This is a genomic window from Actinophytocola oryzae, from assembly GCF_004364325.1.
In the GTDB taxonomy this organism is placed as follows: domain Bacteria; phylum Actinomycetota; class Actinomycetes; order Mycobacteriales; family Pseudonocardiaceae; genus Actinophytocola; species Actinophytocola oryzae.
The window spans coordinates 61,554-83,580 of the sequence record NZ_SOCP01000020.1 but is presented as its reverse complement, the minus strand read 5'-3'; the positions used below and the strand labels follow the sequence as shown (position 1 = coordinate 83,580).

The window sequence follows — 22,027 nt, the reverse complement described above, 5'->3', positions numbered from 1 at the left end:
CGGCCCTTCGGAAGGGTGCCTGCAGCTAGACCATTGGGCCCAGTCGGCCCGCTCGCGCTTATAACGATCACGACCGCACGCGTCGCCGAATGCACTGAAGGACGCCTTCCTGACGCTGAGCGTCAGGAAGGCGTCCTTCAGTGCGGACCGGCCGGGGTCAGTGCGCGAAGTGACGGGTTCCTGTCAGGTAGACCGGAACGCCCGCTGCCTCCGCGGCGGCGATTACCTCCGCGTCACGCACCGAGCCCCCTGGTTGCACTATCGCCCGGATACCGGCCTCCATGAGGAGTTCCGGGCCGTCCGGGAACGGGAAGAACGCGTCGGACGCGGCCACCGAGCCCCGGGCCCGGTCACCGGCGCGGGCGACCGCCAGGCGGGCGGCGTCCACGCGGTTCACCTGGCCCATGCCGACGCCGACCGTCGCGCCATCGGCGGCCAGCACGATCGCGTTCGACTTCACCGCTCGGCAGGTCCGCCACGCGAAGGCCAGGTCCGCCAGCGTGTCGTCGTCGACAGGGGTCCCGGTCGCGAGGCTCCACTTCGCCGGGTCGTCGCCCGGGGCGTCGACGATGTCGGTCTGCTGCATCAGCAGGCCACCGGACACCGCGCGGAACTCCGCGCCACCCCGCTGCGGCGCGGGCGCCACCAGGATGCGGATGTTCTTCTTGCGGGCCAACACGTCGACCGCGCCGTCGGCGTACGAGGGGGCCACGACCACCTCGGTGAACACCTCGGCCACCTGCTCGGCCATCTCCACGGAGACCTCGCGGTTCACCGCGATCACGCCGCCGTACGCGGACACCGGGTCACACGCGTGGGCCTTGCGGTGGGCCTCCGCCACGTCGGAGGACGACACCGCGATGCCACAGGGGTTGTTGTGCTTGATGATCGCGACGCACGCCGACTCGTGGTCGTACGCGGCACGCCACGCCGCGTCCGCGTCAAGGTAGTTGTTGTACGACATCTCCTTGCCGTGCAGCTGTTCCGCGGTGGCCAGGCCACCGGACCCGTGCGTGGACACGTAGAGCGCGGCACTCTGGTGCGGGTTCTCCCCGTACCGCAGGGTGTTGCGCCGCTCCCAGCTCGCACCGACCCACGACGGGAAGGCATCCTCCCCTGGCGCCAGCACCGAGCCCATCCACGACGCGACCGCGATGTCGTACGACGCCGTGTGGCGGTACGCGTCCGCGGCGAGGCCCTGGCGGTCCGCCAACGTGAAACCACCCGCCCGCACCGACTCCAGCACCCAGTCGTAGCGCGACGGGTCGACGACCACCGCGACGCTCGCGTGGTTCTTCGCCGCGGCGCGGACCATCGCGGGCCCGCCGATGTCGATCTGCTCGACACACTCGTCCTTCGACGCGCCGGACGCCACGGTCCGCGCGAACGGGTACAGGTTCACCACCAGAAGGTCGAACGGCTCGATGCCGAGCGACTCCAGCTGGTCGACGTGGGCCTGCTTGCGTGTGTCCGCCAGCAGACCGGCGTGCACGTGCGGGTGGAGCGTCTTCACCCGGCCGTCCAGCGACTCCGGGAAGCCCGTGACCTGCTCCACCGGCGTGACCGGCACACCGGCGTCGGCGATGGCACGTGCGGTGCCACCGGTCGACACGATCTCCACGCCTGCGGAGTGCAGGCCCGTGGCCAGCTCCAGCAGACCGGCCTTGTCCGAAACGCCGATGAGGGCCCGGCGAACCGGGCGCCGCTCGTCAGTCACGGGATGGTCACCTTTCGTCCGTGCACCGTGTACCCCTGCCGGGTCAGCAATGCGATCACGTCGACCAGGAGCCGACGCTCGACAACCTTGATGCGCTCGTGCAGCGCGTCGACGTCCTCGCCGGGCACGACGCTCACCGCCTCCTGCGCGACGATCGGGCCGGTGTCCACACCGGCGTCGACCAGATGGACCGTGCAGCCGGTCACCCGCACGCCGTAGGAGAGCGCGTCGGCCACGGCGTGCGCGCCGGGGAAGGCAGGCAGCAGCGCGGGATGCGTGTTGATCACCCGGCCGCCGAACGTCGCCAGGAACTCCGGCCCGAGGATCTTCATGAAACCGGCCGACACGACCAGGTCCGGCTCGTACGCCGAGACCGCCTTGGTCAGCGCGCGGTCCCACGCGGCGCGGTCGGGGTGGTCCTTCAACCGCACGACGAATCTCGGCACGTTCGCCCGCGCGGCCCGGTCCAGCCCCGCGATCCCGCCCCGGTCCGCGCCGACGGCGACGACCCGCGCGGGCAGGTCGGCCGCGTCGAGCACGGCCTGCAGCAGGGTGCCGGAACCGGAGACCAGGACGACCACCCTGGCCGGGGGATCGGGTCTCACCGTGATGGGCTCGCTCAGTGGGGGCTCCTCGGCATACCCGCAGCTTAGGCAACCGGCGATGACCGCGGACAACCGGTGGCCCGGCCCGTTCGGGTGGGCCCTGCTTTCCGTTCGTGGGCACGGTTGCGCTCCCGGCGTCCGGGCTTGTACGTCTAACCCCTGACCGCCTCGTCCTCCGGCTCGAACTCGATCAACCCAACGTCAGCGGGGTGTGGGCCACCAAACCAGGCGACGATCGCGCCCGGCACGGCGATCCACAGGACGAGTGCGACAGAGAGAGCCGCGGCACGCATGCTGACCGGGTCGAACGGCCCGGCGCCGAGCCGCCCACCCGCGGTACCGGCAAACACGACGAAACAGACCGCGACGATGCCGCCCGCGACGGCGACGCCCCGCAGCCGTGCGACGGGGTCCTCGTCGACGTCCCGCAGACGCCTACCGACGGCGATGCCGACCGCCAGTGGCAGCACGAACAGGGCAGGCCACCAGAGCGCCTGGTACTCGGGCAGTGCGGCGAGCAGTGGCACGCCGGGCGTCGCGCCACCGTGGAACTCGATCGGCGAGACGGCGACAGCGCCGAGCGAGAAGCCAGGACCGGCGATGAACCCGGTGGCGGCGACCACCGCGTTGGGCAGGTAGCCGAGGCAGAGCAACAGCATGCCAACCGCGTTGCCCGCGCCCGCGGGGAAGAGGTCCCTGGCGGCGGGGACGGAGGTGACCAGGCCGAAGGTGAGGACGGCTCCACCCGCGGCGAGAAGGAGGACGACGGCGAACGCGCCGGCCCGAAGCCCGTCGAACGCGACGGCGTCGACCCGACCCGCGACGGCCTCGCGCAGCCTGCCCCGCCTGGCGACCCCGAGAGTGGCGGCGAGCGCGGCGACGAGGGCCGGGTAGTAGAGGGCGTCGAGGGTGCCTGCCGAGACGACGGTGTCCGCGGTCAGGCGGGCGACGACCAGTCCCGCGACAGCGTGCGCGACGGCGACCGTACCGATGACGACGGAGACCTGCCGTGGCCGGCGCAGGTCGAGGCGCTCGGCGGTCAGCGCGGCGATCTTGGCGGTGACGAGGACGACGCCGATGGTCGGGAGGATGGGGAGGACGCCCAGCTCGCGGCCGAGGATCTCGACGGGCACCTGGTGGGCGGCGAGCCAGCCGGGAAGCGCGGCGGTGAGGACGCCCGAGGTGGTGAAGCGGGCGTTGCCCGCGGTGCCGGTGACGAGCGCCAGCAGGGTCGCGACGAGCACGTAGCCGCCGACGAGCGGCCCGACGGCAAGCAGAACCAGCGCCCGAAACCTGACGATGGCCGGGACGGGGTCGAGCGGAGGTGTGTCCTGTTCTGTGGGGAGAGTTTCCTCGACTCCACCGGCGTCGGCTTCCTGGCCGGTGCGGGTGGGTTCAGTTCCGGCGGGGTTGGCGGTTTCGGGCGGGAGTTCATGGGCGGCGCTCGCCGGGTTGGCGGGTTCACCGCCGTCGGGGTCGGGCCTCTCACTGGAGGCGCTTCCCGGATTGGCGGGCTCGCCACCCGCGGAGTCCGGCGTTCCGCGCAAACCGTCGCCGGAATCGGTGGCCGCGCCGGCCGGTCCGCCGTCCCCGGAGTCCGAACTCCCACGAAGCCCCTCACCGGGGCTCTTCGAGCCCGCCGATCCACCACCACTCGAACCCGGCATCCCAGACCGGCCTCCACCAGAGACCTCCGCCGAGCCGGCAGTTCCACCACCGGCGTCCGAACTCGCACGAAGACCCCCGCCGAGGCTTCCCGAGTCCGCCGATCCACGACCACCTGAGCCCGGCGTCCCATGCCGACCCTCCCCGGAGACCCCGATCGAGCCGGCAGTCTCACCACCGCCGACCGAACTCCCACGCACACCCCTACCGGCGCTTCCCGGGCCAGCAGATCCACCACCACCCGTGCCCGCCGTCCCATGCCGACCTTCACCAGAGACCCCGGTCGAGCTGGCAGCCTCACCACCGGAATCCGAACCCCCACTATCCAGGCTTTCCGAGCCGGCAAGTCCATCACCCGAAGACCGCCTCCCATGCGGGCCGCAGTCGGAGGCGCAAGTCGGGTCGGCGGGGTCACCGGAGTTCGGGCTCCCATTACCGGGACTTCCCGGGCCAGCAGATCCACCACCATCCGAGGCCGGCGTCCGCCGGCCCTCACCAGAGACCCCCGCCGAGCCAGCAGCCTCACCGGAGCCCGAACCCCCACTACCGAGGCTCCCCGCGCCAGCATGACCACCACCCGCGGCCGGCCCTCCCTGCGGGCCGCCGCCGGAGGTGCGAGGCGTGCCGTTCGGGCTCCGGGGTTCGTCGTCGTTGGGGACGGTTGTCGGGGCGGCGACCTCGGCGGTGTCACCCGGGGTGATCGGGGCGGCTTTCCCCGTCGAATCCTCTTCGGGAGGTGCGGTGTTCTCCTGCAGGGCGTCCGCGATCGGTTCCGCAGGTTTGGCGACGCCCTTTTCGGGTCGGCCCGGTTCGGTGGATCCTTCCAGGTGGGAGGCCATGTCGGCCACTGTCGCAGGTGGATTTCGGGATATCCCGTCGCCACGCCTCGTAGTTACCTGATCAGGTGAATGGGCAGACGAAAATGGGGTGGCACCGGAATTCGGTGCCACCCCATGGAAGTATTACTACGGCTCAGCCTTGCTGTGGGTAACCACCAGGCGGCGTGCCCGGCTGCGGCGGCTGGCCGAACTGGCCCTGCTGCGGCGCGAACGTCGTCTGCTGCCCGGGAGGCGCACCGAACTGACCCGGCTGCTGCTGCTGCGGCGGCTGGGCGGCCGGGAACTGCCCGGACGGCGGGAAAGCCCCACCGTGGAGCGGCGGCTGGTGGTGGCCGTACGGGTTACGCGCAGGCATCTTGACGATCCCCGCGTCGAGCAGGTAGCCGCCCACGGCGGCGACGGTCTGCAGGAGACCGAAGATGATGAGCAGGATCGAGCCGATGCCCACGTCCGGGTCGGTCGTGAACGTGAAGAACAGGATCGTCAGCCACGAGCTGACCGCGAACGCCGCCGGGGCGATGCCCGGCTTCTTCTTGTCGCCCGGCAGGATCGCGGGCAGCGCGAGCAGACCACCGATCAGGAACAGGGCGGGCAGCGTCGAGGCCCCGAACGCGAAGTAGCCACCACCGAGGCTGGCGATGTCGCCGTCCCAGACGTTGGCGAAGCCCATCAGGAAGTTCACCAGGCCCAGCACGGCGGTGGCGAGGTTCGCGATGGCCGGCACGCCGAGCTTCATCCCACCGCTCGACGGCGGCGCGCCGTAGCCGGGGCCAGGGAAGGGTGGCGGTTGCTGCGGGCCTTGGCCCGGGTATCCACCCGGTGCCCCGCCTGGGAAGGTCATCGCGTTGCTCTCCTCAGCTCACTCGACGCGATCGGTACGAACAGACTTCATTTCCTGACCTTCTGACGGCCTGCGGCGCAAGGTGGTTCCCCCGAAACCATGACCATCGTCGTGGGGCCGGACGGTACACGAACCGCCGGCCCCACCTTCGGATGACTCGCGGAGTGTGCCCGTCGGACACCTCCAGCCGGGTCAGGCGTTCGCGGCGACCAGCTTGCGCGCCAGCTCGGCCGTCTCGGACGGCGTCTTGCCGACCTTGACGCCCGCCGCTTCCAGCGCTTCCTTCTTGGCGGCCGCGGTGCCGGACGAGCCGGACACGATGGCGCCCGCGTGGCCCATGGTCTTGCCCTCCGGCGCGGTGAACCCCGCGACGTAGCCGACGACCGGCTTCTTCACGTGCTGCTGGATGTACGCCGCCGCGCGCTCCTCTGCGTCGCCGCCGATCTCGCCGATCATGACGATCAGCTCGGTCTGCGGGTCGGCCTCGAACGCGGCCAGTGCGTCGATGTGCGTGGTCCCGATGATCGGGTCGCCGCCGATGCCGACCGCGGTCGAGAAGCCGATGTCGCTCAGCTCGTACATCATCTGGTAGGTCAGCGTGCCGGACTTCGACACCAGGCCGATGCGGCCCGGGCCGGTGATGTCCGCGGGGATGATGCCCGCGTTGGACTTGCCGGGGCTGATCACGCCGGGGCAGTTCGGGCCGATGATGCGCGTCTTGTTGCCGGTCGCGCAGGCGTGCGCCCAGAAGTTCGCGGTGTCGTGCACCGGGATGCCCTCGGTGATCACGACGCAGAGGCCGATGCCCGCGTCGACCGCCTCGAGGACCGCGCCCTTCGCGAACTTCGGCGGCACGAACACGACCGTGACGTCCGCGCCGGTCTCGGCCATGGCCTCGCCGACCGAGTTGAACACCGGCAGGGACGAGCCGCCCTTGACGTCGGAGAAGTCGGCCTTCTGGCCGCCCTTGCCCGGCGTGACACCGCCGACGACGTTCGACCCGGAGGCGAGCATGCGGCGCGTGTGCTTGGTGCCCTCCGCGCCTGTCATGCCCTGGACGATGATCTTGCTGTCCTCGTTGAGGAAGATAGCCATCTCAGGCCCCCTTCGAGGCGAGTTCGGCGGCCTTGCGTGCCGCGTTGTCCATGGTGTCGACCTGCTCGAGGCCGGAGAGCGCCGCCTCGGTGAGGATGCGGCGGCCCTCTTCCGCGTTGTTGCCGTCGAGGCGCACGACGATCGGCTTGGTGACCGGCTCGTTGCGCGACTCCAGCAGCTGGAAGGCCTGCACGATGCCGTTGGCGACCGCGTCGCACGCGGTGATGCCGCCGAAGACGTTGACGAAGACCGACCGCACGTCGGGGTCGCCGAGGATGATCTCGAGGCCGTTGGCCATGACCTCGGCGGAGGCGCCACCGCCGATGTCGAGGAAGTTGGCGGGCTTCATGCCGCCGAACTCCTCACCGGCGTAGGCGACGACGTCCAGGGTCGACATGACGAGGCCCGCACCGTTGCCGATGATGCCCACCTGGCCGTCGAGCTTGACGTAGTTGAGGTCCTTGGCCTTGGCCTTGGCCTCCAGCGGGTCCTCGGCGGCGGTGTCCACGAGGTCGGCGTGCGCCGGGTGGCGGAACGACGCGTTCTCGTCGAGCGTGACCTTGCCGTCCAGCGCGATGATCTTGTCCTGCGGGTCGCGGACCAGCGGGTTCACCTCGACGAGCGTGGCGTCCTCCGCGACGAAGGTGTCCCACAGCTTGACGACGACCTCGGCGGCCTGGTCCAGGATCGGCTCGGGGAACTTGCCCGCGGTGAGGATCTCCTTGGCCTTGGCCAGGTCGACGCCGTCCAGCGGGTTGACCGGCACCTTGGCGAGGGCGTCGGGACGCTCGACCGCGAGCTGCTCGATCTCCATGCCGCCCTCGGCGGAGGCCATGGCGAGGAAGGTGCGGTTGGCGCGGTCCAGCAGGAAGGAGAAGTAGTACTCCTCCGCGATGTCGGACGCGGGCGCCACCAGTACTCGACGGACGATGTGACCCTTGATGTCCAGGCCGAGGATGCCCTCCGCCTTGGTCTTCGCGTCGGCGGCGTCGTCGGCGAGCTTGACGCCGCCTGCCTTGCCGCGACCACCGGTCTTCACCTGGGCCTTGACGACGACTCGCTGCCCGAGGTCGGCGGCGACGCGGCCTGCCTCGTCCGGAGTGTCGGCGACGTCCCCTGGCAGCACCGGGACCCCGTGCGCCCCGAAGAGGTCCTTCGCCTGGTACTCGTACAGATCCACTACGACGGTCTCCTGTATCTACGGCTCGACTCGGTGGGGTTTCGGCACGCAGACGACCCTAGCGACCTGCGCGTTATGCCCTGCGGGCGGTGTGCGTGAGGTGTCTCACTCCGCCGTGTGCCGGTTGGGGTCGGTCATGGCGGCGACGGCCGCCACCACCAGCGCGACGAGGCAGGCGAGCGTCAGCCAGGTGCCCGCGCCTGCCTGGGAGTCGGCCGCCCGGCCCCCGGTCATGGGCAGCTCGAGGAGGTGGATGCCGACGACCACGGCAGCGCCGAGCAGCAGGGCCGCGGCGCGGGCGGGTCGGGAGAAGGCGGCGAGCACGGCCGCGCCGAGGACGACGAGCAGCCCGATCAGCAGGCCCCAGGAGGCGAGCCGGAAGTCGGAGAGGATGCCGGGTGACTTGTAGCCCGCGGCCTTGATCATCGGCGAGGTGAACGCCCCGAGCGCGAAGAGGACGGCCCCACCAGCGGGAAGACCGTAACGGAGGTGCATCGTCCGCTTACTGAGGTCGACGTCCTCGTCCCGGTCGCTGCCGCCCGCGACCGCGGCGAGGACGATGGCGACCACGAGGAACACGAGCGCGACGATGATGAACCAGACCGCGGCGCCGACCCGCGTGTCCCCGGTGTCGACCGTGAGGCCCGGGATGACGTTGCCGACCGTGGTGGCGGTGAACGCGGTGTCGAGGGCGGCGAAGCCGACGAGCGGCACGGCCCCGAGCGCGACGACGAAGGCCGGGCGCATGACGCCCGCCCAGCGCGTGAAGAACACCGCACCGAGCACGATGATCACGATGCCCGCGGGGAGCAGCTGGCGGTTGGCGTAGCTCTCCGGCTGGTCGATGTCGTTGACGACGAGCGAGCCGAAGGACGCGACGAGCGTGGCGAGCCCGGTGAGGACCCCGAGGACGCCGGTGGCGATCGGACTGCCCTCGAACTGGACGTCCCGCTTGGTGTCATCGCCGGTGAGGTCGCCGGTGAGGAAGAGCATCAGGGCGAGCAGCCCGATCGGCGCGATGGCGCAGATCGGCCACGGCTGGAGGTGCAGCCATTCGACGCGGGCGACGGCCGCGAGCTGCGCGAGCACCAGCCAGGACAGCCCGGCGAAGAGCCCGACGGCCATGCCCCTGGCCAGCGGGGGCGCGGGGTTGACCGCGACGGCGACGCAGCCGACCAGCACACTGACGACCAGCAGCAGCCCGCCGTAGCGCACGAGGTCGGGGCTGGCGATGAGGTCGCTGGCGACGACGAAGGCGTTGTCGGAGCTGAACGGCGAGAAGAGCAGTCCGATGACGCTGACGGCCCCCGCGGCGATCGCCCACCCGATGGCGCGGCGGTTGAGGTCGGTACCCGCGTCGAGGGCGGCGTAATAGTCGGAGTCCGGGTCGGCGCCTGCCCGTCCGATGACGAGGAGCCCGGCGAGCGCGGTGACGGCGTGTCCGACGAGCAGGAGGTAGGCACCGGCGGCCGGGGTGAGAGGCGCGAGGGAGGTAGGCACCATCAGCTCGGGCCGGGAGGCCTCGAGGGCGTCCCCGAGGAACTGGGCGTCGATGAGGGCCAGCCCGGGCGCGAGGATGGCGGCGCCGGTGAGGATGCCTGCGGCTGTCGGCGCCCGCCCGACGGCGACGGCGAGGATGGCGAGCCCTGCCGGTGCGCAGGCGAGGACGAGCAGCAGCGCCATGCTGTGGAAGGCGGGTGGCGGCGCGTCGTCGACGAGGCCCTGGAAGACGCCGAGGAAGGTGAGCACGGCACCGGCCACGGACGCCAGCAGGCCGAGCCGGAGCCGGAGCGGGGCGGCCACGATGCCGAGCCGGAGCCGACTGGTTGCGCTCGTCTCGTCCCTGCCTGTACTGGGCTTCTTGCCCGCTGGTTGTGCGCCACGCCGCCGGCCATCCGACGAGCCAAGCGTCGCTCGAGTCCGCGCAGTCATCGGGGGAACGCTAGCAAGGGAGGCGGGTCGTCGGCTGATCGGCAGTGGGAGGCGGCGGCTGAGGAGGGGAAAGGGGCCGGGGTTGGTCGCGGTCCCTGACAGGCAGTCCTCCCGAGGCGCCGACCCGGGATGTCTCTCACCGTGAGCGGGCTGGTGCTCGAGGCAATCGGCGGCTCAGGGCGCCGACAATGCCTGCGCCTTCGGCGAACGCAGCCCATGCCCTCGGTCATCGGCGGTCCGGCGGTGATCTCCCCACTGGCCAGTGGGGAGATCACTGGGAGATGGTGGTCGGCTTGAGGTCGCCGCCATGCGCGGACCAGCGGAGTAGGCGTCGGACGCCGGGCCGACCTCGGTGACCGGTTCGCCACTCGAACCGATCCAGCAGCTACGCCCGGTCCCGTGTGGCCGCCAGACTGCCGGCCTCGCCCAGCACCGAGCCTCAGCCCAAGCTCCGGCCCAGTCCAGAATCAAGGCCTGGTGCCGCGAGGCAGGGCGCCACGAGGCGCGCCGTCCTGCGGCCCGGACAGCTCCCAGAGCTGGGCACCCGAACCCATCCGGCTGCCCAGCCCGCCTCGACCCGGCTCCGCAGTTCTGACCGCAGTCCCGCTCAGGCCGGATGGCCGGAACCGAGGCAGCTCCAGCTCGATGCGCAGGTTGTCGGGAGGTCGACGGTGGCCCGATACGACCGCAGGCCGAAGTCCGACCCAGCGCCCACCCGACCCAGCGCCCACCCGACCCAGCGCCCACCCGACCCAGCGCCCACCCGGGACCGTGACCCGGTCCGGCCCATCCGGCCCCCGGCTTCCCCTTGCCACCTCCTCTCCGTGTCCTCCGCGCCCTCTCTGGGCCTCCTCCTCTCTGGGCCTCCTCCTCTCTGGGCCTCTCGCGCGCCCTTGCCCGACCCGGCCCGCGGCGGCGGCCCGCCCCGGGGTCCGGTCGCGCCGGTCGTGAGGCGCGGTTTCGGTCCGTTACGGAGCCGTCCACGATCGTGTTTCGGGGGGCGGCGATGGGGGTTGCAGGTAACTGATCGATACCCCGCCGACACCTCGGGGAGGGTTCATCGAAACCTCGGATACCTCCGAGATTAAGTAACGTGGGTCACAGTAACTACGTGATCTTGTACTTACTTTTGGTCATTACCGCTGGCTGAAGCCTCTTCGCTCGCCACCCGTTTGGCCGCGTCCGTTCACGGAAGTTGCCCTCGGTGCTTCCCCTTGGTTATCGTCCCCCGGTCCGTTGTCACGGTCCGGTCACGAATTGGACTGGACGGCAACCCTCGGGTTTCCGTCCGGCCGGGATCCCCCGCCCGGTGTCCACGCCGACAAGCTCGAACCGATCGAGCCCGGCGTACGTGTAAGTCCCGGACTCCCCGAAGACGGAAGGGCAGGCCTTGTCTCGACACCGCTCCCCCGGCGGCGACGCAATACGGGAGTGCGAAGTACTCGAAGAAGCGTTGGCTGCACGCAACAGCACCGCGCGGATCCGAATGGCATCGCACCGGGTGAACCCACCCTCGTCCCAACTGCGCGGCCGGGTCGTGGTCGCCGCTGTCGCGGTGGGCGCGTTCGCTGCCGCCGCGGCTGGTCAGACGCTCAAGGCTGGTTCCACCCCCTCGGACGACATCGCCCCCCTCGCCGACAGCAAGACCGCCTCCGCCGCCATCGGCATAGGTGGTGGCACGTCGGCAGCCGCACCCGAGGTGCTGGCGGTGGCGAAGCCCGCCGTCGCGGCGCCCGAGGTGCAGCAGATCGCCTCGACGAACCAGATCGTCCAGAACCGGGCCGCCATCGCCGCGGCCGCGAAGGCCGAGGCCGAGCGGCCGAAGTTCGTGCGGCCGTCGAGCGGCACCATCACCTCCGGCTTCGGTGCCCGGTGGGGCACGACCCACTACGGGCTGGACTTCGCGGCCCCCATCGGCACGCCGATCTACGCGGCCGCCGACGGCGTGGTCATCGAGGCGGGGCCCGCGAGCGGGTTCGGTCTCTGGGTCCGCATCGAGCACGAGGACGGCACCATCACCGTCTACGGCCACATGCAGGACTTCTCGGTCCGCGAGGGCGAGCACGTCAAGGCGGGCGAGCAGATCGCGCGCACGGGCAACCGCGGCCAGTCCACCGGCCCGCACCTCCACTTCGAGGTCTGGGAGCCGGGCGGCAAGAAGATCAACCCGCGGCCGTGGCTCATCGACCACGGTGTGAACCTCTGAGCCCTCACCGGGTGAAGAACGCGTTCGCGACGCGCCAGACCGTGCACATCGCACGCTGACGGGACTCCACGCACCCCGTGCACCTACCCCTACGCCCGCCAGGGCGGTGCAGGTCGAGCAGCGTGCGCCACGCCGCAACCAGGCGGCGCAGCTCCTCAGAATGAGCCACGCGACGGTCGAGGCCGTCCAGGTGGCGACCGACGTTCTCGGCGAGCACGCCGAAGAGCACCTCGTCCACATCCAGAACTCCCTGTCTCTCCTCGGGACCTGTGTGGTCCCGTCGGGGAGTAGTCAAGCGGACGGCACCGACAGTTTCGCACATCCGTTCGACCTTTTGGGGAGAAGGTCACTCCAAAGTGTCCACTCAGAGTTTCTGGAGTGGCACGCTGCCGATGAGCATCAGCCTGATGGTGCCGTTGGTGCCGAAATCGATCGTGGCGGTGGCTCGGGCGCCGACACCGTCCGTGGCGACGACCGTGCCGAGGCCGTACTTGTCGTGGGTGACCCGGTCGCCGACGGCCAGGGACAGCGCCGGGGTGTCCTTCCAGCCCTTCGCCGGGCCGAACGAGGACGTGGAGGACGATGACTGGCGGCGGTTCCACGTGGAGGTCGGCGCGCTCGGGGCGGACCGCTCCGGCTGGACGCGGCGCCAGTCGAGCAGCTCGGCCGGGATCTCGTCGAAGAACCGGGACGGCGGGTTGGTCATGGGCTGCCCCCACGCCGACCGCACGATCGCCCTGGACAGGTACAGCCGCCGCTGGGCACGCGTGATGCCCACGTACGCGAGCCGCCGCTCCTCGGCCAGCTCCGTCGGGTCACCGAGCGCCCGCATGTGCGGGAAGATCCCGTCCTCCCAGCCCGTGCAGAACACCACCGGGTACTCGAGGCCCTTGGCGGTGTGCAGGGTCATCAGGGTGACGACCCCGGTCGCCTCCTCGTCCTCGTCCGGGATCTGGTCCGCGTCCGCGACCAGCGAGACCCGCTCCAGGAACGCGGCGAGCGACCCTGGCTCGACGAGGCCGTCGCCGTCCTGCTGTGCGTCCTGTGTGTCGTCGTCCGGCACGGCGACCGGCTCGACGGCGAACTCGCGGGCCACCGTCACCAGCTCGGTCAGGTTGTCCACCCGCGTCGCGTCCTGCGGGTCGTCGGAGGCCTCCAGCTCGGCACGGTAGCCGGTACGTTCCAGGACCGCCTCGAGGATGTCGCCGACCTCGTGGCCGTCGGTGACCAGGCCCCGCAGGTCGTCCAGCAGCTCGACGAAGCCCGCGATCGCGTTGCGCGAGCGGGGGTTGAGCATCGCGACCCGGTCCTCGACCGCGTCACGCAGTGCTGCGTCGAACGAGATCCGCTCGCGTTCGGCGTGGGCGGACACACACGCCTCCGCGCGGTCGCCGATGCCGCGCTTGGGCACGTTGAGGATCCGGCGCAGGCTGACCCCGTCGTCGGGGTTCGCGAGCACCCGCAGGTAGGCGAGCGCGTCGCGCACCTCACGCCGCTCGTAGAACCGGACGCCGCCGACCACCCGGTAGGGCAGGCCCATGCGGACGAAGATCTCCTCGAACACGCGCGACTGGTTGTTGGTCCGGTAGAAGACGGCGATGTCGCTGTACTTGACCTCGCCGCCGTCCATCAGCCGGTCGATCTCGCCCGCCACGAACGCGGCCTCGTCGTGGTCGTTGTCGCCGACGTAGCCGACGATCTTCTCCCCGTCGCCGAGCGCGGTCCACAGCCGCTTGTCGCGCCTGCCCGGGTTGCGGGAGATCACCGCGTTGGCCGCGGACAGGATCGTCTGCGTGGAGCGGTAGTTCTGCTCCAGCATGATCGTCGTGGCCTGCGGATAGTCCTGCTCGAAGTCCACGATGTTGCGGATGGTCGCGCCGCGGAACGCGTAGATCGACTGGTCCGCGTCGCCGACCACGCACAGCTCGCCGGGCTCCACGCCGCCCTGGCCGGTGCCGACCAGCTCGCGAACCAGCGTGTACTGCGCGTGGTTGGTGTCCTGGTACTCGTCGACCAGCACGTGCCGGAAGCGGCGGCGGTAGTACTCGGCGACGTCCGGGAAGTTCTGCAGCAGCTCGACCGTGCGCATGATCAGGTCGTCGAAGTCGAAGGCGTTGCCGAGACCGAGGCGCCGCTGGTACTCGACGTAGACCTCGGCGGTGCGGCGCTCGAAGTCGTTGGTCGCCTTCGCCGTCGCCTCCTCGGGGTCGACCAGCTCGTTCTTGAGGTTCGAGATGGCCGTCGCGAGCCCGCGCGCGGTGTAGCGCTTCGGGTCGATGTCCAGGTCGCGGGACACGAGCGTGATCAGCCTGCGCGTGTCGTCCGAGTCGTAGACGGAGAAGCTCGACTTCATGCCGAGTGTCGTGGCCTCGCGGCGCAGCACCCGAACGCACATGGAGTGGAACGTGGACACCCACATGACGTTGGCGCGCCTGCCCACCAGCTCGACCACGCGCTCGCGCATCTCGGCGGCGGCCTTGTTGGTGAACGTGATGGCCATGATCTGGCCGGGGTGCACGTCCCGCTCGGCCAGCAGGTAGGCGATGCGTCTGGTCAGTACCCGCGTCTTGCCCGAACCGGCGCCCGCGACGACGAGCAGCGGCGAACCGGCGTGCTGCACGGCGGCGCGCTGCTGGTCGTTGAGGCCGTCGAGCAGCTCCGCCCCTGCCTTGCGGCGGGGTGGTGGGGACGTCTGTGCAGGCAATTCGAACAGAGTGCTCATTGTAGGTTCACGTTACCGGCACGCACCGACAGAGCCGACGCCGACAAGCCGAGTGGACACGCTTCGGCGGCGAGTGCCAGAATCGACGCCGTGCGCGACCGCCACTTCGAGTTTTTCTACGGGATCCGGACTCCGGCTCCCGTAGTTGGCTAGCGCGCCACCAACCTACGAAGCCCCGGAGTCCTCGGACCCCGGGGCTTTTCGCACGGGGCCGGGACATACTCCAGAGCTGTGAACCGAGGAGACGACATGCCCCCCACCGCCAACGAGGAGAAGACCGCGGCCGAGGAGATCGGCGAGCTGCGCAAGGAGATCGACTGGCTCGACGCCGAGATCGTGCGGCTGGTCAAACGCCGCGCCGAGGTGTCGCAGACGATCGGCGCGGCACGGATGGCCGCGGGCGGCCCCCGGATCGTGGTCAACCGGGAGATGGACGTGCTCGCCCGCTACGGCGAGCTCGGCCCCGAGGGCACGAGGATCGCGATGGCGCTGCTGGAGCTGGGCCGGGGCAGGCTCGGTAGATAACCGTTCGGATTCTCAGGGTTCTCACCGATCCGGCGCGGCCGCATCGCGGGCACACTGGAGTCATGTTCAACCTGATCGCCGTCCTCATCGCCATCGCCGGTCTCCTGGCCGCGCTCGGGCACGCCGGGTACCTCGCGATGCTCAACTCGGCCGCGACCAAGCGGGCGGGCGGCGCGCCCGTGGCGCAGTACGTGCGCAGCCGGTGGCCCATCGCCGGCGTCACGACCGCGGGCGCGTTGCTCGCGCTGCTGCTCACCAGCGGCCCCATGTTCGCCGACGTGCTGGCGATCCTGCTCGCCGCCGGTTCCGGTGGTGGCGCGGTGAAGGCCCTCCAGGCGACCCAGGAGCGTTACCGCACGGGCGAATAGATTGCTGGCGGTGCACGTGTCACACCATGAGGTGATACGTGAGGGAAACACGTACCCACCCGCCTCCACCCTGGGCAACCACCTACGCTGCCGGGAGTGAGCACCGTTCGGTCAGCCCTGGTTGTCACCGCCCACCCCGACGACGTCGACTTCGGTGCGGCAGGCACGGTCGCGGTGTGGACGTCGGCCGGCATCGAGGTGTCCTACTGCGTCTGCACGTCCGGCGAGGCCAGCGGGGACGGCTCGCCCGAGATGGCGGCCGTCCGCGAGTCCGAGCAGCGGGCGGCGGCGGCCGAGGTCGGCGTCCACGACGTCACGTTCCTCGGCTACCCGGACGGCATGGTCACGCCGTCCCTCGAGCTGCGCCGCGACATCACCAGGGTGATCCGGCGCGTGCGCCCCGACCGGGTGCTCACCTGGTCACCGGAGATCAACTGGGATTTCGTGCCCACCACCCACCCCGACCACCGCGCCGTGGGCGAGGCGGCCTTCGCCGCCGTGTACCCGGATGCCCGCAACCCCTACGCCCACCGCGCCCTGCTCCTCGAGGAGGGCTGGCAGCCGTGGGCCGTGCGTGAGCTGTGGCTGGCCGACGGGCCTGCCGACAAGCGGAACCACGCCGTGGACGTCACCGACGTGTTCGACAGGAAGATGGCCGCGCTGCGCTCCCACGCCTCCCAGGCCGGAGCCACGTCCGATGGCATCGAGCAGGCGTTACGGCAGGGCCTCGGGTCCACCGCCGCCCGGTTCGGTCTGCTCGACGGGCGGTTGGCCGAGAGCTTCCAGGTTGTCGACACTAGCCGGTAGTCGTATCCGCTTCGTCGCACTGCGTCACGAACGGGGAGGGTGGGGAGTCTTACAGTCATGACAAACGGGGGCTGGCACGACTATGAACGCGGTAACGGGCGACACCGGCAGGGTGCGAAGGGCGCGGCGTGGACACCCGCCGTGCGCCCGACGGACACCACGCCCGCGCACGCCAGACTGGACGGGTTCGGGCCCGGGGCCTGGCCGAACGACCAGGGGCCGGGGTGGCCGCCGAGCGAGGTGCTGACCAGGCGGCCCGGCTGGCCGATCGAGCCCGGCGACCCGGTGGGGGCCGTCGGCGGCACCTGGCCGGAGGAGGAACCTTCGTGGCCCGAAGAGCCGGCATGGCCGACTCCCGACGACGTGCCGGGGCCGGACTCGCCGCCGGCACGCACGACCGTCTTGGCGCACGGCATGGCCAGGGCGGCCGACCGGGAGCCGGTGGTCCACGCGCTGTCCGAGACGACCGCGACGGGACTGCGGAAGTTCGACCTCGGCAACGTGCCCGCCTCGGTCACCCCGCCACGCAGCTGGCGTCGGGCCGCGTGGTTCGCGGTCGGGACGTCCGCGGCCGTCGTGCTGGGCCTGACCGTCGCCGCCATCGGGCTGATGAGCAGGCCTGCAGGCAACGGGCTCATCGACGCCCTCCCCGCCTACCCGAGCGGACCGCTGACGCTCGGGAAGCTGCCCACCCAGCAGACGGCCGCCAGCGGCACGCCCACCGCGAAGTCGAGGACCTCGAAGCCCGAGACGACACCGGCGCCGTCGAGCGAGCCGTCGAGCGACGTGAGCGTGCCGATAAACACCGTCCTCGACACCACGACCGGCGACGTGGACACCACGGACTTCCCCCGTCCGCACGACTCGTCGAGCCAGGCCCCGTCGCCGACCACTCCCAAGGAGCCGACTCGCGAGACCGTCGGTGCCGTTCCGCTCATCCCGACCGACCCGGCGGCCATGGGCGACCGCACCGAGCAGTACTTCCTGCTGGTCGTCACGGATCCCGGCGCGGCACATGCCATGACCACCGGCAGCTTGGCCGACGAGGGCAGGGAGGGCATCGAGGCACGGTACGAGGGCGTGCGCCAGGTCGAGGTCCAGGACATCCTCATCGACCGGGGCCAGGCGATCACCACGTCGACGGTCAGGATCGTCCGCGAGGACGGCTCGGTGACGTTCGAACGGCGCCAGCTGGTCTTCACGTGGGGCGGCGATCCGAAGATCATCAATGATCTCGTTACAGGGTGATCCAACTCATACTCCATTCGAGTGAACACCCTACGATGAGATCAACCCGTTCGGGTGATCCACTCGAAATTACTACCGCGTAGCCCGGTAACGGGAGTATGAGTGGCCCCTAACGCTACGCACGGAGGCCATCACACAGTGGACCGTCTGACGACCGGGCGCCGCCACGTACGCGCCGGCTCGGTCACCGTCACGGAGCTGCTGTCCAGACAGGCGTCACCAACGCACTGCACCGACAGCTCCCCGGCGACCCCGGACGACGACAGCGGCATCGAGATCGAGGGCGTCGACGACGTCACCGAGACGATTCCTGTCGTCTCGGCGGTGTCGCACCGTCGAGAACCCGCCAGGGCAGGCCAGATGGCCAAGCTGGCGAGTCTCGGCGTCGCGGGCGTCGTGCTGTGTGGCGCGGTGACGATCTCCTCGCTCATCGCCGACCAGCGCCGGGACGCGAGCCACAACGCGATGAGACCAGCCGTGCAGATCACCGGCGAGCAGGCGCTGCTGCCCGACCAGCTGGACCGGACGCTGCCACGCGTGCCGACGTCGCACGCGGTGCCGAGGTCACCGTCGGTCGCCGAGCAGCAGGACACGGCAGTGCCGAGCCCCTCGGCGACACCGGCCGCCGAGCCCGACACCGGCACGACCGCCAGTGGCAGCACGGCGTCCGTCGACGCGCCGAACGACCTCGAGCTGGTCCGCCAGTTCTACGGCAACCTCCCCGAGGCGCCGATCGCCGCGTTCGACCTGCTCGAGTCCGACGGCCTCGGCATGAACCTCGGCGAGTTCCTCTCGTCGTGGTCGACGGTCACGAAGATCGACTCGGTCAAGGTCGTCCAGCGGGCCGACGGAGTGCTCGCGACCGTCCGGATGCGACTGCTCGGCGGCGGCCAGCTCCGCCTCGAACAACTGGTCACGGTCGCGGAGAGTCCCCGCCGCATCGTCGGTGTACAGCTGCTGTCGGCCCAACGCAACTGACCCGGTAACCTGCGGTACCCCTGCTTACGTCACTCGCAATACCAAGCATGGTCAACCCGTGTACGGAGCGGTCCCCGTCCGTGTGCGTAGCGTGAACGCCTAGCCTTGTGCGGGTTGACGCCCGTTTGGGGCCAGCTAGCCGTTCCCAATAACTCCCGGAGTCGGCATGTACACCGATCACCTGCAGGTAGAGGGGGACTCGGCGCGATGACCGATGGAGGTCGCCTGGTCGCCGGCCGTTACCGCCTTGTCCACCGCATCGGCACCGGTGCGATGGGCGTGGTCTGGACGGCGCACGACGAGCGGCTGAACCGCACCGTCGCCGTCAAGCGACTGCTGCTCCAGCCCGGCCTCCCGCCGGAGGAGCAGGCCGAGGCCGTCGCCAGATGCATGCGGGAGGGCCGGATCGCGGCCCGCCTGCAACACCCCAACGCGATCTCCGTCTTCGACGTGGTCGACGAGGACGGCGCCCCGTGCCTGATCATGGAGTACCTGCCGTCCAAGAGCCTGGCCATGGTCATGGCCGAACAGGGTCCGCTGCCGCCTCGTGAGGTCGCGCGGATCGGCGCACAGTCGGCGGCGGCGCTCGCCGCCGCACACGCGGCAGGCATCGTCCACCGGGACATCAAGCCGGGCAACATCCTGCTCGGCGACGACGGCACCGTGAAGATCACCGACTTCGGCATCTCCCGCGCGACCGACGACGTCACGGTCACCAAGACGGGCATGATCGCGGGCACCCCCGCCTACCTGGCCCCGGAGGCCGCGGTCGGGCAGGAGCCGACGCCGGCGTCGGACGTGTTCTCGCTCGGCTCCACGCTGTACGCGGCGGTCGAGGGCGAGCCGCCGTTCGGCCTGACGGAGAACACGCTGCAGTTGCTGCACGCGGTGGCCGCCGGGCGGATCAACCCGCCGCAGATGTCCGGTTCGCTCACCAACGTGCTGATCGCGATGCTCGCGGCCGACCCCGACCAGCGGCCGACGACCTCGCGGTCGCGTGACCTGCTGTACGCGGTCGCCGTCGGCGAGATCCCGGACGTGGCGCTGCCCATGAGCGTCGGGTCGCGCCGCACCGAGCTGGTCGACGACTACGACGACTACGACAGCGGCTACTACGAGCAGGCCACGCAGATGGTCGGCGCCGACGACCGGACGCGTGCCGTGCGCCCCGCGCGGCGCGAGGGGCCGCCGCCACCGCCGAAGAAGTCGAGGGCGCCGATCGTGGTCGGCGCGGGCCTCGCACTGGTCGCCGTGCTCGCGACGGTGGCGTTCCTGCTGTCCACCCGCGACCGCGACAAGCAGGAGGACAACGCGCCGCCCGCGGAGAAGACGCAGACGACACAGGTCGTGCCGACGACCACCACCCTGGCGCCGACCACGACGACCGAGTCGACTCGGGAAGAGACGACCGACGAGACGACCACCACCACGACCACCACGACAACGACCACCACGACAACGACGACCACCACCACGACTACGACAACGACGACCACCACTCCGCCGTCCGAGCCATCCGACCCGCCAACGGGCGCGGGTCAGTAGTGGGGAACCTGATATGACGGCGGAGGGTGCCCTCGTCGCTGGGCGCTACCGGCTGGGCCGGCAGATCGGCAGCGGTGCGATGGGCATCGTGTGGCAGGCGCACGACGAGCGCCTGCACCGCACGGTGGCCGTCAAGCAGCTGCTGTTACAGCCGGGCCTTTCCGCGGCACAGGCCGAAGAGGCCAGGCGAAGATGTATGCGGGAAGGGCGGATCGCGGCACGTCTGACGCATCCCAACGCCATCACGGTGTACGACGTCGCGGAGCACGACGGCGACCCGTGGCTGATCATGGAGTACCTGCCGTCCAAGAGCCTCGCGACGGTGCTGTCCGAGCAGGGCACGCTGCCCGTCTCGGAGACGGCACGGATCGGCGCGCAGGTAGCGGCGGCACTGGTCGCCGCGCACGCCGCGGGGATCGTGCACCGCGACATCAAGCCGGCCAACGTCCTGCTGGGCGAGGACGGCACCGTCAAGATCACCGACTTCGGCATCTCCAGGGCGACCGGCGACGTCACGGTCACCGCGACCGGCATGCTGGCAGGCACGCCCGCCTACCTGGCGCCCGAGGTGGCCAAGGGTGAGGACCCCAAGCCCGCCGCGGACGTGTTCTCCCTCGGGTCGACGCTGTACACGGCCATCGAGGGGCACTCCCCGTTCGGGCTGAGCGAGAACACGCTGGCGCTCCTGTACGCGGTGGCCGCGGGCAAGATCACGCCGCCGAGGCAGGCAGGACCGCTCACGGCGCTGCTGATGCAGCTGCTGCGGGTGGAGCCCGGCGAGCGGCCGTCGCTGTCGACCACCAAGGACAACCTGCAGGCGGTCGCCGAGGGCAGGACGCCGTCCGGGGTGCTCAACGCAGCGGGCGCGCCGACCGACCGCATCGCGGGGAACCGGCTGCCGTCGCGGCCCGCCGGTCCGCCGCCACAGCAGCAGCCGCAGCAGCGGTGGGGCGCGCCGCAGGGACCGCCGTCGCCGCCGGAGGGCACCCGGCTGGACGTGCACCCGTTCTCCGAGCCGACGCCCAGCGGGCCGGTGCGCGAGCAGCTGCAGACGCAGCAACCGTCGTCTCGGCCTGGCGCCAACAAGGCCAGGAACGACCGGGTCCGGTCGATCGTGCTGACCGTGCTGGCCATCGTCGCGGCGGCGCTGATCGGGATCCTCGTCGCGAGCCTGCTGTCCAACGACGACTCCGACGACAGCGCCGGGCAGGGACCGCAGTCCTCGAAGACGTCGACGACACTCACGTCGTCGAAGTCGACGGCACCCACGACCACCACGACGACCGAGACCACCACGACGACGACCACCACCGAGAAGCCGCCCGCCGGGCCGACGCCTGCCGAGTACGAGCAGACCGTCCGGGACTACTACGGGCTGCTGCCGGGCAACGTCGAGGGTGCGTGGCAGCGGATGACGCCGACGGCCCAGGCGGCGGGCGGTGGGCAGGACGCCTACCAGTCGTTCTGGGCCGGGATCGCGTCGGTCCAGGTGCTGTCGGCGACCGTGTCCGGGAACCAGGTCACGACCGCGCTGCAGTTCGTGACCACCGACAACCGGACCTCGAACGAGAGTTACCTGCTCATGATCGTCGGCCAGCCCGGCGCACTGATGATCGACAACTTCCAGAAGCTGGGCTGACCCAGCCCGCCCGACCCGCCCGACCCGGCGCCCCTCGGTGGTCCCGGCCGGTCAACCGCACTGAAGGACGCCTTCCTAACGCTGGCCGTTACGAAGGACGCCTTCCTTACGCTGG

17 protein-coding genes are annotated in these 22,027 nt (G+C 70.7%); 8 read left to right on the top strand and 9 right to left on the bottom strand.

Annotated features, from left to right (window positions below):
* Positions 1 to 157: 157 nt before the first annotated feature.
* The 7 genes from purH to CLV71_RS37915 form a co-directional block, all read right to left on the bottom strand.
* On the bottom strand, positions 158 to 1,717 hold the full coding sequence (purH, locus tag CLV71_RS37945) for a bifunctional phosphoribosylaminoimidazolecarboxamide formyltransferase/IMP cyclohydrolase (RefSeq protein ID WP_133907747.1): 1,560 nt from the start codon (positions 1,715 to 1,717) through the stop codon (positions 158 to 160).
* Entirely contained in the window at positions 1,714 to 2,322 is a 609-nt protein-coding gene (purN, locus tag CLV71_RS37940) for a phosphoribosylglycinamide formyltransferase (RefSeq protein WP_341771705.1), read from the bottom strand. Before purN ends, purH begins: the two co-directional genes overlap by 4 nt.
* A gap of 152 nt (positions 2,323 to 2,474) precedes the next feature.
* Positions 2,475 to 3,989: a cell division protein PerM gene (locus CLV71_RS37935; RefSeq protein ID WP_133907746.1), complete on the bottom strand. Its 1,515-nt coding sequence runs from the start codon at positions 3,987 to 3,989 to the stop codon at positions 2,475 to 2,477.
* Between the two features lie 970 nt (positions 3,990 to 4,959).
* Positions 4,960 to 5,562 (bottom strand): DUF5336 domain-containing protein, encoded by a 603-nt coding sequence (locus tag CLV71_RS37930; protein WP_243867158.1) that lies wholly within the window; start codon positions 5,560 to 5,562, stop codon positions 4,960 to 4,962.
* 297 nt (positions 5,563 to 5,859) lie between these two features.
* Complete coding sequence (gene sucD, locus CLV71_RS37925) at positions 5,860 to 6,762, bottom strand: succinate--CoA ligase subunit alpha (RefSeq protein WP_133907744.1); 903 nt, start codon at positions 6,760 to 6,762, stop codon at positions 5,860 to 5,862.
* 1 nt (position 6,763) lies between these two features.
* Positions 6,764 to 7,942, bottom strand: a complete 1,179-nt coding sequence (sucC, locus tag CLV71_RS37920; protein WP_133907743.1) for an ADP-forming succinate--CoA ligase subunit beta — start codon at positions 7,940 to 7,942, stop codon at positions 6,764 to 6,766.
* A 105-nt stretch (positions 7,943 to 8,047) separates the two neighbouring features.
* Positions 8,048 to 9,745, bottom strand: coding sequence for a hypothetical protein (locus tag CLV71_RS37915; RefSeq protein WP_133907742.1), 1,698 nt, complete (start codon positions 9,743 to 9,745; stop codon positions 8,048 to 8,050).
* A 1,615-nt stretch (positions 9,746 to 11,360) separates the two neighbouring features.
* On the opposite strand from CLV71_RS37915, the gene CLV71_RS37910 reads away from it, so the two are divergent.
* Positions 11,361 to 12,080: a M23 family metallopeptidase gene (locus tag CLV71_RS37910; protein ID WP_133907741.1), complete on the top strand. Its 720-nt coding sequence runs from the start codon at positions 11,361 to 11,363 to the stop codon at positions 12,078 to 12,080.
* A gap of 4 nt (positions 12,081 to 12,084) precedes the next feature.
* Here the strand turns inward: CLV71_RS37910 and CLV71_RS37905 are convergent, their stop codons facing one another.
* The gene (locus tag CLV71_RS37905) at positions 12,085 to 12,318 is read right to left on the bottom strand and encodes a hypothetical protein (RefSeq protein ID WP_133907740.1); all 234 of its coding nucleotides are present in this window, start codon (positions 12,316 to 12,318) and stop codon (positions 12,085 to 12,087) included.
* A gap of 126 nt (positions 12,319 to 12,444) precedes the next feature.
* The gene (gene pcrA, locus CLV71_RS37900) at positions 12,445 to 14,802 is read right to left on the bottom strand and encodes a DNA helicase PcrA (protein WP_133907739.1); all 2,358 of its coding nucleotides are present in this window, start codon (positions 14,800 to 14,802) and stop codon (positions 12,445 to 12,447) included.
* A gap of 249 nt (positions 14,803 to 15,051) precedes the next feature.
* Between pcrA and CLV71_RS37895 the strand changes: the two genes are divergently transcribed.
* The 7 genes from CLV71_RS37895 (at position 15,052) to CLV71_RS37865 (ending at position 21,912) form a co-directional block, all read left to right on the top strand.
* Positions 15,052 to 15,327, top strand: a complete 276-nt coding sequence (locus CLV71_RS37895) for a chorismate mutase (RefSeq protein ID WP_133907738.1) — start codon at positions 15,052 to 15,054, stop codon at positions 15,325 to 15,327.
* A 62-nt stretch (positions 15,328 to 15,389) separates the two neighbouring features.
* Entirely contained in the window at positions 15,390 to 15,695 is a 306-nt protein-coding gene (locus CLV71_RS37890) for a hypothetical protein (protein ID WP_133907737.1), read from the top strand.
* 96 nt (positions 15,696 to 15,791) lie between these two features.
* Positions 15,792 to 16,502, top strand: coding sequence for a PIG-L deacetylase family protein (locus tag CLV71_RS37885; RefSeq protein WP_243867156.1), 711 nt, complete (start codon positions 15,792 to 15,794; stop codon positions 16,500 to 16,502).
* Between the two features lie 57 nt (positions 16,503 to 16,559).
* Positions 16,560 to 17,750: a hypothetical protein gene (locus tag CLV71_RS37880; RefSeq protein ID WP_133907736.1), complete on the top strand. Its 1,191-nt coding sequence runs from the start codon at positions 16,560 to 16,562 to the stop codon at positions 17,748 to 17,750.
* Positions 17,751 to 17,888: 138 nt separating this feature from the next.
* Complete coding sequence (locus tag CLV71_RS37875) at positions 17,889 to 18,728, top strand: hypothetical protein (RefSeq protein ID WP_133907735.1); 840 nt, start codon at positions 17,889 to 17,891, stop codon at positions 18,726 to 18,728.
* Between the two features lie 207 nt (positions 18,729 to 18,935).
* Entirely contained in the window at positions 18,936 to 20,273 is a 1,338-nt protein-coding gene (locus CLV71_RS37870) for a serine/threonine-protein kinase (protein WP_133907734.1), read from the top strand.
* 13 nt (positions 20,274 to 20,286) lie between these two features.
* Complete coding sequence (locus CLV71_RS37865; protein WP_133907733.1) at positions 20,287 to 21,912, top strand: serine/threonine-protein kinase; 1,626 nt, start codon at positions 20,287 to 20,289, stop codon at positions 21,910 to 21,912.
* Positions 21,913 to 22,027: the final 115 nt, after the last annotated feature.